This window comes from Streptomyces sp. R-74717 (assembly GCF_047305335.1).
Classification (GTDB): domain Bacteria; phylum Actinomycetota; class Actinomycetes; order Streptomycetales; family Streptomycetaceae; genus Streptomyces; species Streptomyces atratus.
In genome coordinates this window covers 5,306,961-5,322,006 of sequence record NZ_CP102361.1, presented here as the reverse complement: position 1 = coordinate 5,322,006, position 15,046 = coordinate 5,306,961, and the positions used below count along the sequence as shown (strand labels likewise).

Annotated in this window: 16 protein-coding genes and 1 pseudogene; 10 read left to right on the top strand and 7 right to left on the bottom strand. The window is 67.7% G+C overall.

The genetic code is table 11. The features are described 5' to 3' along the window. Window positions 1–192: 192 nt before the first annotated feature. From NRF20_RS24320 to NRF20_RS24300, 5 genes are all read left to right on the top strand, one after another. Window positions 193–465 (top strand): hypothetical protein, encoded by a 273-nt coding sequence (locus NRF20_RS24320; protein WP_398628212.1) that lies wholly within the window; start codon window positions 193–195, stop codon window positions 463–465. A 110-nt stretch (window positions 466–575) separates the two neighbouring features. Then, window positions 576–848 (top strand): hypothetical protein, encoded by a 273-nt coding sequence (locus NRF20_RS24315; RefSeq protein ID WP_398628213.1) that lies wholly within the window; start codon window positions 576–578, stop codon window positions 846–848. Between the two features lie 273 nt (window positions 849–1,121). Next, window positions 1,122–1,544 (top strand): YjbQ family protein, encoded by a 423-nt coding sequence (locus NRF20_RS24310; RefSeq protein WP_398628214.1) that lies wholly within the window; start codon window positions 1,122–1,124, stop codon window positions 1,542–1,544. A gap of 216 nt (window positions 1,545–1,760) precedes the next feature. Then, window positions 1,761–2,351: a DUF5994 family protein gene (locus tag NRF20_RS24305; protein WP_398628215.1), complete on the top strand. Its 591-nt coding sequence runs from the start codon at window positions 1,761–1,763 to the stop codon at window positions 2,349–2,351. A 449-nt stretch (window positions 2,352–2,800) separates the two neighbouring features. Beyond that, window positions 2,801–3,793 (top strand): phosphotransferase family protein, encoded by a 993-nt coding sequence (locus tag NRF20_RS24300; protein WP_398628216.1) that lies wholly within the window; start codon window positions 2,801–2,803, stop codon window positions 3,791–3,793. 17 nt (window positions 3,794–3,810) lie between these two features. Here NRF20_RS24300 and NRF20_RS24295 read toward each other — a convergent pair whose 3' ends face one another. From NRF20_RS24295 to NRF20_RS24275, 5 genes are all read right to left on the bottom strand, one after another. Then, window positions 3,811–4,365 carry an AAA family ATPase gene (locus NRF20_RS24295; RefSeq protein ID WP_398628217.1) on the bottom strand — a complete coding sequence of 185 codons (555 nt, stop codon included), beginning with the start codon at window positions 4,363–4,365 and terminating at the stop codon, window positions 3,811–3,813. After that, window positions 4,359–4,862, bottom strand: a complete 504-nt coding sequence (locus tag NRF20_RS24290; RefSeq protein WP_398628218.1) for a hypothetical protein — start codon at window positions 4,860–4,862, stop codon at window positions 4,359–4,361. The genes NRF20_RS24295 and NRF20_RS24290 overlap by 7 nt, the downstream gene beginning before the upstream one ends. Before the next feature lie 11 nt (window positions 4,863–4,873). Then, window positions 4,874–5,383, bottom strand: coding sequence for a GNAT family N-acetyltransferase (locus NRF20_RS24285; RefSeq protein ID WP_398628219.1), 510 nt, complete (start codon window positions 5,381–5,383; stop codon window positions 4,874–4,876). A 333-nt stretch (window positions 5,384–5,716) separates the two neighbouring features. Continuing rightward, the gene (locus NRF20_RS24280; protein WP_398628220.1) at window positions 5,717–6,292 is read right to left on the bottom strand and encodes a PIN domain-containing protein; all 576 of its coding nucleotides are present in this window, start codon (window positions 6,290–6,292) and stop codon (window positions 5,717–5,719) included. A gap of 45 nt (window positions 6,293–6,337) precedes the next feature. Then, the gene (locus NRF20_RS24275) at window positions 6,338–6,787 is read right to left on the bottom strand and encodes a helix-turn-helix domain-containing protein (protein ID WP_266360143.1); all 450 of its coding nucleotides are present in this window, start codon (window positions 6,785–6,787) and stop codon (window positions 6,338–6,340) included. Window positions 6,788–7,247: 460 nt separating this feature from the next. Here NRF20_RS24275 and NRF20_RS24270 point away from each other — a divergent pair, with 460 nt between their 5' ends. The 3 genes from NRF20_RS24270 (at window position 7,248) to NRF20_RS24260 (ending at window position 10,447) form a co-directional block, all read left to right on the top strand. After that, complete coding sequence (locus NRF20_RS24270; RefSeq protein ID WP_413753269.1) at window positions 7,248–7,463, top strand: DUF6243 family protein; 216 nt, start codon at window positions 7,248–7,250, stop codon at window positions 7,461–7,463. A gap of 1,245 nt (window positions 7,464–8,708) precedes the next feature. Beyond that, window positions 8,709–10,064 carry a hypothetical protein gene (locus NRF20_RS24265; protein WP_398628221.1) on the top strand — a complete coding sequence of 452 codons (1,356 nt, stop codon included), beginning with the start codon at window positions 8,709–8,711 and terminating at the stop codon, window positions 10,062–10,064. A gap of 137 nt (window positions 10,065–10,201) precedes the next feature. Further along, window positions 10,202–10,447, top strand: a complete 246-nt coding sequence (locus NRF20_RS24260) for a hypothetical protein (protein WP_413753268.1) — start codon at window positions 10,202–10,204, stop codon at window positions 10,445–10,447. 64 nt (window positions 10,448–10,511) lie between these two features. Here the strand turns inward: NRF20_RS24260 and NRF20_RS24255 are convergent. After that, a pseudogene (locus tag NRF20_RS24255) lies at window positions 10,512–11,191 on the bottom strand (site-specific integrase); the annotation flags it as partial. A 617-nt stretch (window positions 11,192–11,808) separates the two neighbouring features. On the opposite strand from NRF20_RS24255, the gene sigJ reads away from it, so the two are divergent. Together sigJ and NRF20_RS24245 are read left to right on the top strand one after the other, a co-directional pair. Further along, window positions 11,809–12,753: an RNA polymerase sigma factor SigJ gene (gene sigJ, locus NRF20_RS24250; protein ID WP_398628223.1), complete on the top strand. Its 945-nt coding sequence runs from the start codon at window positions 11,809–11,811 to the stop codon at window positions 12,751–12,753. A gap of 113 nt (window positions 12,754–12,866) precedes the next feature. Continuing rightward, complete coding sequence (locus NRF20_RS24245; protein ID WP_398628224.1) at window positions 12,867–14,069, top strand: NAD(P)/FAD-dependent oxidoreductase; 1,203 nt, start codon at window positions 12,867–12,869, stop codon at window positions 14,067–14,069. A 249-nt stretch (window positions 14,070–14,318) separates the two neighbouring features. Here the strand turns inward: NRF20_RS24245 and NRF20_RS24240 are convergent, their stop codons facing one another. Next, entirely contained in the window at window positions 14,319–15,029 is a 711-nt protein-coding gene (locus tag NRF20_RS24240; protein ID WP_398628225.1) for an aspartate/glutamate racemase family protein, read from the bottom strand. Window positions 15,030–15,046 lie beyond the last annotated feature (17 nt).

The window sequence follows — 15,046 nt, the reverse complement described above, 5'->3', positions numbered from 1 at the left end:
AGCAGCGATGCCTTGCCGGAGTAGGAAGACCGGCGGTGGGTCCGGCCGGTTCATCCCTCCTTCCATCGGCAACTCGCCGCGGACAGCACGATAAGGGCGGTGAGGACGCCAACCGTTCCATGACTGGCGGCGGTAGGTGTGAGCTTTCGCCTCACCCCGTGGGCACCTCACCCGCCTGGCAAAGAGGCTGGCATGAGACCTGTAGAACCGATGCCTTCGGCAGGGATGGCCGAGGTCCGTATCGTCGCCGCATCCCCCGAGGCCGCCCGCCGCGTCACAGAAGTTCTGCGGCACTGCTTCCTTGCCACCGAACAGCGCAGCTACCCCGCCGGCCACGATGGCGGGACCCGGCTCCACATCACTGTGGACACCACGCACACGCCCGAGCCCAATGCGACGGCCCCGCCGTGGCTGGTGACCAGCAAGTCAGCCGCGCGTGACCGCCCGCATCCGGACGAGGTCTGAGCGAGCCGGGCCTCAGATAAGCAGCTGCGACAGAGTCGGCTCCTCGCCGGGCATCCCGGCGCCCCTCCGCCGCGATAAGCACGGCGCCTTTCCCCCCAGAGGTGGCAGTCATGGCATCACTAGCCGACCGGAAGGCGTACCGCGAGAAGATCATGCAGGCTCTGTACGAGGCCACTGAAGGCAACCGCCTTCTGGGGATCACCGGGGCGAAGCTGCTCCAGGAACTCGCGATCCCCCAAGAGGATCTGGCGGCCGCCTGCACCTATCTGGTCGGCGAGGGCCTGATCACGGTCGACTGGGCCGCGGGCAATACGCCGCTCATGATCACGCTGACGCACCAAGGCATTCGACGTATGGAGTCTGAAGAGGAAGAGCACGGTTGACGCGGAGCCCGGGCGACGTCCGAGCTGCCCGGACTACACGGTGCCAGGTACCCCAGGTGCCGTTGGCCGGGGGCTGGACGCTGGACGCAAAGGGATGCGTCTGGGGCCGGGCAGGCGAGGAAGTCGCGGTCCACGTCTCGCTTGCGGGACTCGGATGAGACGGCATGAGGGACCTGTCCAGGTACGGGAGCGCGTGCCCCTACCGACGGAGTCCCGGAGGAACAACCCGTCCGGCCGTCAGTGCTCGGGCTCCGCAACGGGTATCGGTGAACCATGGCTGGCACCTTCACCACCCGCACGATCAACATCACAACCGGCTCCACGGAGACCCTGCACGACCTCACGAACGCATGCTCCGCGTTCCTCCGAGAGGTCGCTCACGGGCGAAACGGACTGCTGAACATCTTCACCCTCCACGCGACGTCCGGCCTGGCCATCATCGAGACCGGCGCGGGCAGTGACGATGATCTGTTGGCGGCCCTCCGCGACATTCTTCCCGCGGACGACCGCTGGCAAGACCGCCACGGCAGTCCTGGCCACGGCAGGGCCCACATGCTCCCGGCTCTGGTCCCACCACACGCCACATTGCCCGTAGTCGACGGTGAGCTGGGGCTGGGAACCTCGCAGTCCGTCGTACTGGTGAACACCGACCGGGACAGCCCCGAACGCCAAGTCCGGCTGTCTTTCCTCAGCTGACCACACGACCCACGCGGCCCTGCGGCTGACAGTCCCCTGCTGGCAGCCGGTGCCGTACGAGACCGTCCAGTTGCCCGCACGGGAGGCTCCGTATGGTCCGGCGGGCCTTACCGCGAGTAAGGAGGGTACTTCGTACACCAGTCTCCGTGCTCGTGTCGTTTTCGGCGATTCACGACACCGGGCGGGTTGCGATCGGCCCGGGGCAGGGTTCGCGTCATGATCACGACCATTCGGTATACGCATGCGGTCGAAGGCCGGACCTCTTCGCTGCCCCTCCGACTCATGCTGGCGCCGGCCGGTACCGCTCCGGCTCTGCTCGACGGTGCGTGGTGGCCCCACTCCCGTGACCTCACGGCAGAACTTCCCGCACTGACGGCCGTCCTCGACCCGCTGTGGGGGCGGATCACCCACGTCACGGTAAACCCCACGTTCTGGCCGGTCATCCCACGGAAGGTGCCCGTCGACGGGCATGTGGTGGGTGTCGGCTGGTTCAAGGCCGAGCAAGATCCCCACAAGCTGCTGCTGCTCTCCTACAGCACCGGCCGTTGGGGCCTGCTGGTGATTCCACCGGAGACCATCCCCGCCACAGCCGCCCGGCTCATGGCGGAGGCCGCCTATCCGCTGGGCACCCTCACCGCGAGCGCCCTGATGGAGAAAGCGGAGCAACGCCGGATCGCGGAGGAGATGGAGCTGTCCCTGGTTTCGGTCTGGGACTCCGAAGGCGGCCATAGAGCAAGCCTGCCGACATCACGTTCCCACGCCCAAGCAATCGTTGCTCAGGTACCAGATGCGGTGGAAGGTATCTGAGTATCGTGGAAACCTTCGAGAGCGCGGCGTCGATTCCCGTCCCGCGCCGGAAGAAAGCCCCGGGCCAACAGCCACCTGCGGTACTCATGCCCCATCCGCGCCCTTCAGAGCGGTCAGCACCGGTCAATAGCGGTACTGAGGCGCCCGGATGGCGCCCCCTCAAGGGCATCCCTGCAGTTCAGAGCGGTTTATGGGGGCTGAGCGCCAGTGATTCCCAAGCTCAGAGCGCGAGTTCGATTCTCGTCACCCGCCCCACGATGAAGGCCCAGGTCAGCGACCTGGGCCTTCATCAAGACCTCTTCAGTCACGGAGTGCCGTAAGTAACCGCTTGCCCCGACGAGTTCGGGCGGGCACACACCTTCGTCCAGGGGCGGCCGGGGACTGGTTCATGCTCTACCGCCGTGATACTGCGTTGCACCGGCCGGGCCGAGCGGAGCATGGTTGCGTGCGTGATCAATACGCCTGCCAGGAAACGGCTTGCCCAGGTCTTGTCCGCGTCGGGGATGCCCCAGGACGTCAAAGCGGTGCCGCTGGAGAGCTATTCCAACGACGCCTGGCGCATCGGCGATCGGATAGTCCGCGTGTGCTGGCGAGGAGACATCGGCCGGCTGCGGCGCGAAGCGGCGGTCGTGCCCGCGCTGCCCGCGGAGATTCCCTGTCCCGAGATCCTGGCGGCCGGCGACGACGGCGAACTGGCCTGGACGGTCACCCGTCGGATGCCGGGGCAGGGTCTACACGCGATCTGGCCCACGCTGGACGACGGCGAGCGCCGCAAGGCCATCGCCCAGCTGGCCGACGTACTGCGGGCACTGCACGCCTGGCAGCCGCCGGAGCGGGTCCGGAGCCTGCTGCTGGGGCATCTGCGCGCCCAGCCGACCGCCCCGGAGGCCATCGTGGGCGCCGACCTGTGCCCGCTGCCGGTGGAACGCGCCCAGGCACTGGTCGCCCATGCCGAGTCGCCCGGCCTCGACCTGGTCGAATCCAGACTCGGCGAGCTGGCCGGCCTCGACCCGTACAGGGAAGAGCCGCGGAGCATCGTGCACGGCGACCTGCACTTCGCGAACCTGCTCTGGGACAAGGGGCGGATCACCGCGGTCCTCGACTTCGAATGGGTCCGGATCGGACCGCCCGATCTCGACCTGTTGCCCCTTCTCCGCTCGGTCGACTGGGCCGGTTCCGGCGATGCCGAACTCGTACCGTCTCGGGAGATGACGCGGATCTTCGGCTGGCTGGCCGCCGATTACCCGCAGCTCTTCGCCCATCCCGATCTGATCCATCGCCTGTGGCTCTACCAGCTCGCCCACACCGTCCGCGAGCTGTACACATGGCCCCCGGCCGTGCCGGAAGAGGCAGCGGCCGATCACCCAGTGAACAACCTGCCCCGGTTCGGCCTGGGCACCGACCACCTGCGCGGCCTGTTCCCCCTGTCCCATGACGGCTGACGTCCCCGGTGACGTGCTCAGGATGTGGAGAACGCGAATCGCCGGGCAGCCTCCGTAGGGGTAACCCCCTGCCCTCGCCCGGGGACGTCGTAGACGAACGCAGCGCCTTCCGCCCGCAGCTGGGCACCATGCGCGCCTCGCGTCATAGTGGCGGCGTAGGCCCTGACATCCGCAGCGGAGACGTCGCCCCTCCCCCGCTCCTCGTTCTGCCTGAGTAGGTCCGCCTCGTCCTGGGGGAAGCGCAGCACAGTCACCGGCGCACCGAATCGTGCTGCAATGGCCGCGAGGCGTGCACGTGCTTGCGATGTGACGTTCGTCGACTCGGCGACCGCGATCCGGCCCCCAGCGAGTCTGACGGTGATCCGGCGGTCGCGCTCGTCGAAGACCCGCGCATCGGCCCTGTCGGAGGCGACATCCGCCGCCTCGACCCCGAAGAACTCCGCACGGATTTCGTCACTGGAGATGACGGCTTCCGGGGCGAGCTTCCCCTGAGCGACCAGCTCACGAACGAAGGCGGTCTTGCCCGAGGCCGGCGGTCCGACGAGTACGACAAGTCCTGTGGGGATCACCATCGGCTCGAAGCTCCTGGCACTTGGCCTGACGGGGAGGACAGGCTTGCGCGGGCCGCGGTCATAAAAGCGGTCTTGTGCTCCTCCAAGTGCTCGTTGACCTCGGTGTCGCCGATCTCACGCCACACCGCCTGATTGAGCGCGCGACCATAGGCGTGGACAGGGGCGTGCAGGTCCGGATCACAAAGCAGCACGAGGTGTCGCTCAGCGACCCAGAGCATGGTCATGGTGGCGGCAGCAGGTCCACTCCAGCCGTCATCACCGCTCCATGATTCAGGGCGGCTGTAGGCCGCTCGTTCGGCTTCCTGGGCGCATGCGATGAATTCCTTGATCGCCTGGAGCTGTTCGGCCCGGCGCGCCTCGTCGGTGGCCGCCCTCCGCCGTTGTTCCTCCGACCGTTCAGCGGATCGCTGGGTGGCGCGCTGGGAGAACGCCGTCAGACCACCGCCGAGCGCGACACCCGTGAGCGAGAGGACCGAAGTCCACACCTCCGAGGCCATGACCGTCCTCCTTACGACAAGTCCTTGTGCATCAGGGTGCACACGGTTTCGTACCGGCGGAGCGAGCCGTCCGGCGCCTCCACGTCCCAGGCATCCGGCCGACGGCCGTAGGCCACGTACCCCAACCGCTCGTACAGTGCCCGGGCCCGTGGATTGCTCTCCTCCACCCCGAGCTCCGCACGCCGCAGGCCGCGTGACCTGATGCGGTCCTCCGCGGCCCGGATGAGGACGGTGCCCAGACCGCACGATTGCAAGGCCGGGAACACCACGAGCTGCCACAGCGTGCCCGCGCCGACCGCGACCTGATAGTCGACACCGCCGATCGCCACCGGAAGACCGGCCGGGGTGCAGACAGCCAGGTAGTCCACGTCCCCGGCAGCCGCACGTTCCAGTTCCCGTGTCACCTGCACCAGATGGGTCGCCGAGCCGGACCAGGCACAGTCCGGGAGATCAGCGGACGTCAGATCACGGACAAGGACAGGTACGACGACCTCGGCCGCCCCGGCATACAAGAGACTCATACACCCATCCCAGCAGTCCGAAGAAGATCCGCACAATGGGTTTCGGCAGGGCACCAGCCCCGAACGGCGCGTGCCACTACGTGCCAGTCAGGGCGGTCAGCAGCGGTCAACAGCGGGCCTGACGAGGCAACCAGAACGGGGCCACCTGTGGGCATTCCCCCAGGTCAAAGACCATGCTGACGCCCAAGCACCGAGTGATTCCCAAGCTCAGAGCGCGAGTTCGATTCTCGTCACCCGCTCCATAGAAAAGCCCCAGGCCGGCGGCCAGGGGCTTCTTTGTTGTCTGGTCCGCTTCAGGGGTTCGGCACCACCTTCGCACCACCAGCCCTCGCGTCACCTCATTCGGCGCCCGAGGTGTCCCGTCAGCAGGTCGGCGAAGACGGGTAGGCCGGCCTTCGCGAGACGGGCGACGGCATCAGCGAGGGTGACTGGCGGGTTGCGCTTCTCTCCGACAAGTCTGACTACCGTCTCCGCCACCTCGTGCGGCAACTCCTTGTACAGCCCGCACAGGTACGAATCCGGGTCGATCACTCGCACTCCACGCTCGGCCAAATCACCGGCAGGGAAGTCGGCAAGGTTCCACGTGATCAGCGCGTCGGCACCGGCCGCCACCGCTGCCGCCGAGTGATGCCGGTCGTCGGGGTCATCACCCGGCATTTCATCCACGAGGTGCCCGTATACCGCCGCCTCGATCTCGCAGTCGGGGAAGAAACGCCGGACGGCTTGGGCAACTGCGGCAGCCGACTTCGCCGAACGCTTTCCCTCCCGGACGATGACCCGCTCCCACTCCGCGAGCAGCCGTTCGGACCACACGATCTCGTGGATAGCGTCCTCGGTGAGGGCCAGCATCACGTCCATGACCGAGAACGGAAACAGGACGTTGGTGTCCACAAAGACCCGCGCTGCCACGCTCCCCCTCTTCCTTCACTTCGACGGCTACCCGTAACGCCCGGATCAATAGGGCAGATCGACACCCTCCAAGACATCTGCGATCTGGCGCCGCCCCTCTCTGCGGCGCTCACGCTGCCGCTGGAACGCCAGCACGTCCGCAAGGCGGACCACCCGGTGGCTACTGCCCGGCAGGTTCGTCGAGGGGATGTCGCCGGCATCAAGCAAGCGTGCGACGAACGGCCGAGACAGACCCAGAAGCTCAGCGGTCTCAGCGGGCGACAGCTGCACCTCGGACGCCAAGACCGTCACCGCATGCCCACGGGCAAGCTCACCGGCCGAGGCCAGAAGCAGGCGGACCAGTTCCCCAGGCAGCACGAGTTCGCTGCCATCCCGGGTGCGCACCAACACCTCGACCGCCTCCGGCGCCATCCGAGCAGTCGCCGCGAGCGCGCCCTGGTGCGAGGGATCCGGCTCCACCTTCTCGGCACGGGCAAGAACGCTGGAACGAGCCATGGTCGCCTCCAATCACTGACCCCACCGAACGATTCATCTGAAATAACTGTAACCGGGGGGGTTCGGCGCGGGCAACCCCAATGGAGACAGGATCTGCCGCGTCCCGCCGGAGCGACTTGCCCTGCTCACCGATCTGCGGGCCATCGACCCGTGGAGGCCCTCCGAACGGATACATGAGCAGCACAGGCAAAGCTGACTGCCCCGGGCGCTCGGCGACCACCGGCGGGTGCTGGCGGTGCTGAGATTCTCGGAAGGAAACAGCTGGCCCCGGCCGGCGCCGGGGCGGCGAAAGGCTTGGCGTGCGGGGCCGACGGAACCGGGTAACGTCTTTGTCATGTTCTTCCAGACGCCGATTTACGAGTGAGAGTGTGATGGGCCCCTGCTGACGTCCCTCGACGTCGCCGTGCCCGCCCCTCACCGATAAATCCGTAGATCACTTCACATCATTCCGGGAGAACCCATGACCGTGAGCAAGAACATCAACAACCCCGTGGGCATGGGCGGCGGCCAGCGCAAGAGGCTGTCCCGCGCCGAACGGCAGAATAATGGTCCGCACCGCAACCTCGACCGCAAGGGTGCCGCCGACCGGAAGGCGGAGCTGGTGCGCAAGATGCGCGAGAAGACAGGCGCAGCCGAGGGCGCAGGACAGACGGGCGACGACACCTCACAGAGCTGACGCACCGCCGCCGCAGGGCGGCACCGCACGGGGCAGGGGCCCGGACCGCGACGCACGGTCCGGGCCCCTGCTGCCTGCCGTACCGGGGCTCTGCGGCCGTACCGGGCGCGGCCAGTCCCGCTCAGCTCTCGGCCCACCACCCGCGTCTCAGCCGACCACCCGGGGGTGGGCGTGCCACTACGTGCCAGTCAGGGCGGTGAACAGCGGTCAGCAGAGGCCCGACCGAAGCCGCTGCGGCACGCCCCCAGGGGCGCGTTTCCCCAGCTCAGAGGTGGGTAAGCCTACGCAGTACCGGGTGCTTCCCAAGCATCAGAGCGCGAGTTCGATTCTCGTCACCCGCTCCACGACGAAGGCCCAGGTCGTTGACCCGGACCTTTCTTGTTGTCTAGACCTCTTGGAGGGTGGCGTGCCCTCCGCGTGCCCCATCTACCCGATGAGGCACGCGCTTCGGCGCCGCCATCAACGCATGAGAGTCGTACCGGGTGGGCCACCGACAGACACTGCGCGGTGACTTGGGTCACGCCACCCATGGGCTGATGCAGCTGAACGCTTCAGCACGCCCAACACCCGTTTTCAAGACAATGCGGATTCGTAGCGTGTCGGCCGGCGCTGAGACGTTTCTGAGCCAGACGCGGTCATTCGTCAGCGAACTGGAGCCCTCGTGGCTGAGGGTAGGGCCTTCATAGGAAGCGTCCTCGGGGAAGGTGGCAGATGCCGCTGCTGTCATGGAGGGCAGTGATGCCCAACGGAAGCAGCTCGCCCTGTGACGACCAGCAGGAGCCGCCCGCTGTCCCCGGAGTTCCAGTGGACAGCGGGACCGGAAAGCCGGTCGCCTACGTGCCCGGGCAGCGCTCCGTCCGGACCAAATACGCGCGGCGAGACCCGGTCCCAAGCACGAACCCTGTTACCCGAGGATTGGCCGGCTCCGTGCATGAACGGGTCAACCGGATCGGGCAAGCGCAGGACTGGCTCGGACGATGGCAGGACAAGATCCAAGGAAGGCCCCCGCGTCCTATCCGGGCTCTGGACGAATTCACTGGCGAGTCTCTCGCACAGTGGGCCTTGGCCAACGTGCTGTACGCCCGAAAGCGGCCAGCACCGTCCTTCGGATTCGGGCTGGCGCCGGTGCTCACACACAGCGTTGCGGCACGAAGGCAGCGTCGGCTCCGTGGCGCGTTGTTGCTGGGAACGCCTGTTTATCTGGCGGGCTCACATCCACGAGGACTTGTAGCGATCGTCGCCGCCGTGTTGCTGTGGCAGTTTCTCACCGGGCGAGCTGGCCGGGCGATCGCGCGATGGGGTTTCAGTGCACTCGTTCCAGCTGTCTTCCTTGTTGCGGCGCTACTAGCCCTCTGGAATCTCGCCAAACCACATCACCCGCTGCTGCGTGATGCCGTCCTGGAAGGCTTACTTGTCGCGCCGCGTCTGTTGCTCGCCACCACTGCCGTTCACCTGCTCGACCGTTGGACGTGCCACGCCTACTTGCAGTCGCTGCGTCCTGGCCGCGGGCACATCGCCACGCGTCCCGTCCTCGCTCCCTTCGCCGCCAAGAGCATCGCTGCGCACAAGGTCACTGAGCAGTGGCAGAGCATCGCGTACCGCAGGGAAGGCGGGGTGGATCGCTTCGTCGGAGCCGGCCTCGACTCGTGGCCGAGAGGCGCCACCCGTATCCAGCTCACGTCAGCCCGTACCAGTGACGACGAAGAAGACGACCCGCCCTTGGCCACAGCTGATTTGTCCGACCTCGACGCAAGTCAAAAATTCGAGGCGGACGAACTGCTCGACAAGGTGCGCGACGAACTGGAGGAGCTTCGCGGAACTCTCGTCGAAACCCACGCCCTGCCCAACTGCGATGTGGCCGAGTTCCTCGGAATCCCCGAGGGCCGGTGGAAGAGCCTGGGCCAGAGCAGTGGAGGCGGCGATAAACCGGAGTGGCCGGAAGCCACAGAGATGTGCACCGAAGCCCGGGATGCGCCCACCGGTCACTTCTCGCGCAGATACCTCGCCGCGCAAGTCGTCGCCTGGGACGGCCAAATTGTCGTCACGGTCTTCGCGCATGCCGCTCTGGAAGGCAACACGCTGCACTTCGTCACCCGCCCCCACGTCCTGGCACCGCTGCTTCCCTCGGCAAACGTAACGCCCGCCAAGGGTTGGGCTCTCGCCAGGAAGCTGGCAGAAACACCGCTCCACGCATGCGGGGATACCGTGGCGCTCGCGTCCCGGGCATACACGAACATCGGACGCAGCCTCGGGCTGCTGACCTCAGTAACCACGGCCGCTGCCGCTGCCCGCGAGAAAGACGACGGCCGGCCGGTGAGCCTGAGAGAGCACTGCGGTCGGGTGGCAACTGAGGACATGCACCAGACCGAGGACGTGCAGCGCTACGTGTCGATCCTGCAATCGCGGATGTTCAGCACGGTGAGCGCTTTTCTCGCCGACCACGGTCTGGCAACCGGCGAGTTCAAACGTCAGGCCATCGCCATCACTCAGAACTTCATCAGCGGCGACAACAACCAGGTCAACACAGGCAATATGGGCGGCGGCATGCAACAAGGCCCCATGCCTGGCGGTCCGGCAAACAGAACCGAGAAGGCAGGTTGATCATGAGATTCGGGCGAGCAACCACTAGTGGTGGCACCCACGTCACCGGCAGCGGCAACCAGGTCAACACCGGCAGAGTCGGTGGCGACATGCGCCAAGTCCAAGTCTCGGGGACTGCAGCAGACGACCCCAGGCTGTTGGCTGCACAGACCAGACTCACCGAGCTGGCAGCTGCCCTCGAAGCACACGCAGACGAAGTGCACAGCATCGACAGTTGCCGCCAGGCCGTAGCCAGGATTGACGAGGAGCTACGCGAGCCGACGCCGGACGGGCGCCGCCTCACCGAGACCCTGGAGATGCTGAGCCTCGCGCTCGGGTCTGCCACGTCCCTGACCTCGCTCGCCGGATCACTTCGAAGTGCGATCGAGGCACTTCTCAGCTGAAGAACCGGATCGCCCCTTCATGCTGCGAGAAGGCCAAAAGCCAGCTGGAGGCCAGGCGGCACGGCTACGTGGGCAGGGCCGGTCGGCCCTGCCCACGTCCGCCTATTTCTCTCGTGCAGCCGAGCGGGCGCGCTCCCTCCATCTTCCGGCGTCCCTCCTGCACCAGGGCGTCGATGCCCGACGCCACCTCCCGCTGCCGCTCCCCGTCGGAGTGCTGGTAGATCAGCGCGGCCTTCTCCGAGGACTGGCCGGCGCGGACCATCATGTCCTTGAGCGTGGCGCCGGACTGGGTGGACAGGGTGTGGCCGGTGTGGCGGAGGTCGTAGAAGCGGAAGTCCTCCGGCAGGCCGACCTTGGCCCGGGCCCTGCGCCACTTGCGGCCGAAGGTGGACCGGCGGAAGGGAGCGGGCTTCTCCCCGACGAACAGGAGCCCGTCGGGTTCCTTCTCGGCGTACCAGTCGAGGTGACGCTTCACCTCGATGTACAGGAAGGCCGGGAGGAAAACGGTTCGCCTTCCGGCGGCCGATTTCGTGTCGCCTTCGACTCGACGGCCGGTGGTCAGCTCGGGTGCGGCGTCACGGATCTTGACCGCAAGATGTTCGAGCGTGACGTCGGGCCGCCGCAGGGCAGCCTGCTCCTCCGGGCGCATTGGCCCGTAGGCGCCGAAGTAGACCATCAGCCGCCACCTCGGCCCATGGCGTCGGCGAGTGCGTCGACCTGTTCGACGGTGGCCGTCGGGCGTTCCACCGGCCCAGAAAACGCCCATCAACATCGCCGGAACGCCCACGAAAAAGTTCCGGCCACCGAATTGCAGTGCCCACGCGTTGAACCGCAGCGCGGTCCGTACTCGGGCCACAACGGGCCTGCGGACCCCGAGCTTGATGAGCGCCGCCTGCATATCTGCGGACTCTTTGTCTGCTCGCGTGAATGCTTTGCGCCGCCGTCGCGCCTTGAAGGCCCTTAACGGTCGTATGCGTTTCACCATGGCTGGAGGATCGCACCGCGTGCTGACAACCGGGGGCGTATCCGCCAGATACCTCCGGGGCCTCGTGCCACAACGTGCCAGTAGGGGCGGTACACAGCGGTCAACAAGGGACCTGCCGAAGCAGCCACGATCGCCCCGCCGACACGCATTCCTGCAGGTCAGACAGCATATGCACGGTCAAATACCGGTGATTCCCAAGCTCAGAGCGCGAGTTCGATTCTCGTCACCCGCTCTTGAGAGAAGGCCCAGGTCAGCGACCTGGGCCTTCGTCGTTGTCCGGGCCTCTCATGGCGTCTTCGCCGCGAACTCCTCACCGCTCGCCGGGGAGCGTTGCCTCACCTGCCGTTCCACCCCGGGGGCGTCTAGGATCGCGGGCATGGCGCTGACCGTGAGTGACGTGGACCGGTTCGAGGCTGCCAGGCGCCGCCTGGAGGCCATTGCCTACCGGCTGCTCGGCTCGGCGAGTGAGGCGGAGGATGCCGTGCAGGAGACGTTCCTGCGCTGGCAGGCGGCCGACATCGGGCGGATCGAGGTGCCTGAGGCCTGGCTGACGAAGGTCCTCACCAACTGGTGTCTCAACATGCTCACTTCGGCACGTGCCCGGCGCGAGACGTACGTGGGGAGGTGGCTCCCCGAGCCGCTGCTCGCCGGGGACCCGATGCTCGGCCCGGCCGACACCGCCGAGCAGCGCGAGTCGGTGTCGTACGCCGTCCTCGTCCTGCTGGAGCGCCTGTCACCCAACGAGCGGGCGGTGTACGTGCTGCGGGAGGCCTTCGACTACCCGCACCGGGAGATCGCCAAGATCCTGGACATCACCGAGACCGCCGGCCAGCAGATCTACCACCGGGCCAAGAAGCACGTCGCCGACGGCAAGGCCCGCACCGAGATCGACGAGGCCGCCGCCCTGCGCATCGTCGAGGAATTCCTGGCCGCGGCGACCAGCGGCCGCACCGAACCCCTCGTCCGCCTGCTCACCCAGGACGCCGTCTCGGTCGGCGACGGCGGCGGCAAGGTCCCAGCCCGCGCGAAGGGGTTCGAGGGCGCGCTCGCCGTCGCCACGTTCCTGCGCGGCCTGTTCAAGCCCAGCAAGGCCAAGCGGGCCCTCGTCGGCGGCACACCCGAGATCTACGCCACGACCGCCAACGGCGAGCCCGCCATCGTCGTGGCCGTCGACGGCCGGGTCGTCGGTATCACCTGCCTGGAGATCGGCCCGGAGGGCATCGTGGCGGTCCGCAGCCAGGTCAACCCCGACAAGCTCGTCCGCGCGACCGCGCGGTGGGCCGCCACGGACCATGGAGAGGCCCCGCTCCACACCCTTTGACGGGACGTGACGCAGGTCACATTCCGATCCTGTCAGGAAACGTGGAGCTGTCCGGTTCAAGGGGCGACACCACGCCGGACAACGGCGGACCCCGCCCAGACAGGAGCACGGACATGCAGCACCGCATCGTCGTCCTCGGAGCCGGCTACACCGGTGCCGTCGCCGCCGGCCGTCTCGCCAAGCGGCTGCACCGCGAGGACGTCGCCATCACCCTCGTCAACCCCGAGCCCGACTTCGTCGAGCGCGTCCGGCTGCACCAGCTCGCGGCCGGCCAGGACCTCAAGCCCCGGCCGTTCAGCGAGATGTTCGCGGGCACGGGCGTGGAACTGAAGCTCGCGAAGGTCACCGCCTTGAACGTGGACCGCAAGACGGTGACGGTCGCCGCCGCGAACGGCTTCGGGCGGGAGGAACTGGAGTACGACACCCTGGTCTACGCCCTCGGCAGCGGCTGGAACGACGGAGGCGTCCCCGGTACCGCCGAGCACGCCCACGAGATCTCCAGCCGCCCCGGCGCCCTCCGCCTCCGCGACCGCCTGGCCGCCCTGGACACCGGCCGGCCCGTGGTCGTGGTCGGCGGCGGCCTGACCGGTCTGGAGGCCGCGACCGAGATCGCCGAGGCCCGCCCGGAGCTCGACATCTCCCTGGCCGCCCACGGAGCCCTCGGCGACTGGCTCTCGGAGAAGGGCCGCGCCCACCTGCGGAAGGTGGTGGACAAGCTCGGCATCACGGTCCACGAACACACCGCGGTCGACGTCGTGGAGGCGGACCGCGTCACGACCGCCGACGGCCGGACCATCCCCGCCGCGGTCACCGTCTGGACCACCGGATTCGCCGTCCACCTGATCGCCCGGGCCACCACTCTGGAGCTCACCGACCGCGGCCAGATCGTGGTCGACACCACGATGCGCTCGGTCTCCCACCCGGACGTGTACGCCGTGGGCGACGCGGCGATGGCGATCGGTCCCCACGACAAGCCCCTCCGCATGTCCTGCGCCTCGGGTGTTCCCATGGCCTGGCAGGCTGCCGATGCCATCGCCGCCCGTCTCGCCGACATCAAGATCCCCCACGTCTCCATCCGCTACTTCCAGCAGTGCATCTCCCTCGGCCGCAACGAGGGCCTGATCCAGTTCGTCACCGCCGACGACCGGGCGGTCGACCGCGCCATGACGGGCCGCGTGGCCGCCCGCTACAAGGAACTGATCTGCAAGGGCGCGGCCTGGGGCGTCGGCAAGCCGACCTTGGGCATGCCGACCCGGCGCCGCCGTGTCGCACGGCAGGAGACCCAGCGCCTCGCACGAGCGGAGGCAGCGGCCTGACCTCGACACGGCCCAACTGCCGGTACCGGCAGACGTGGCGCACCGCTTCACAGGTCCGCCTGTCCGGTTTCCCCGCCGCCTCTCCGCCGAGAAGCGCGTGCCACAACGTGCCAGTAGAGGCGGTGAACAGCGGACAACAAGGTCCAGATCACCCGAGGCGTCCAACTCCACCTCCTCGAACTCCTCAGTGTCGAAATCACACAAACCCGCCGGCCACAGACCTGAAACGGTGACCTGTGAAGTACGGGGCTAGAGCGCGCCAAGAGCACCGGTGGCCTGGGACACCTCGAACGCCCGCTCCACATGAAGGCGCGTTGAGTCGAACAGCCTTACCGGAGAGCCGTCTTGGCCGACCAGCAGGGTGATCTCCGTGCACCCGAGGATCACGCCACCGGCACCCCGCACGGCGAGTTCGGCGATGATCCGGCTGAACTCCCGGCGGGAGGCGTCCCGCACCTGGCCCCGGGTGAGTTCGCGGTAGATGACCTCGTGGACCAGCGCCCGGTCCGCCTCGGCCGGGACGACGACCTCGATCCCATGCTCCCGCATCCGGTCCCGGTAGAACGCGCCCTCCATGGTGAAGCGCGTCCCCAGCAGCCCGACCGTCTGCACTCCCGCCGCCCGGACCTTCACCGCCGTCGCATCGACGATGTCCACGAACGGGACGTCCACGGCGGCGGTGATGCGGTCAGCGACCCGGTGCATCGTGTTGGTGCAGAGCACCACCAGCTCCGCCCCCGCTCGCTCCAGGCTCACCGCCGCCTCGACGAGCCGCGCTCCGGCGGCGTCCCAGTCGTCGGCCCGCTGCATCGCCTCGATCTCGGCGAAGTCCACTGTCACCATGACACTCGGCGCGCAGTGATGCCCGCCCAGCCGCTCCCGCGTCAGCTCGTTCAGCAGCCGGTAGTACTCCGCCGAGGACTCCCAGCTCATCCCGCCAATCAACCCGATCGTCCGCATGGTTCCTCCCGTCGTCG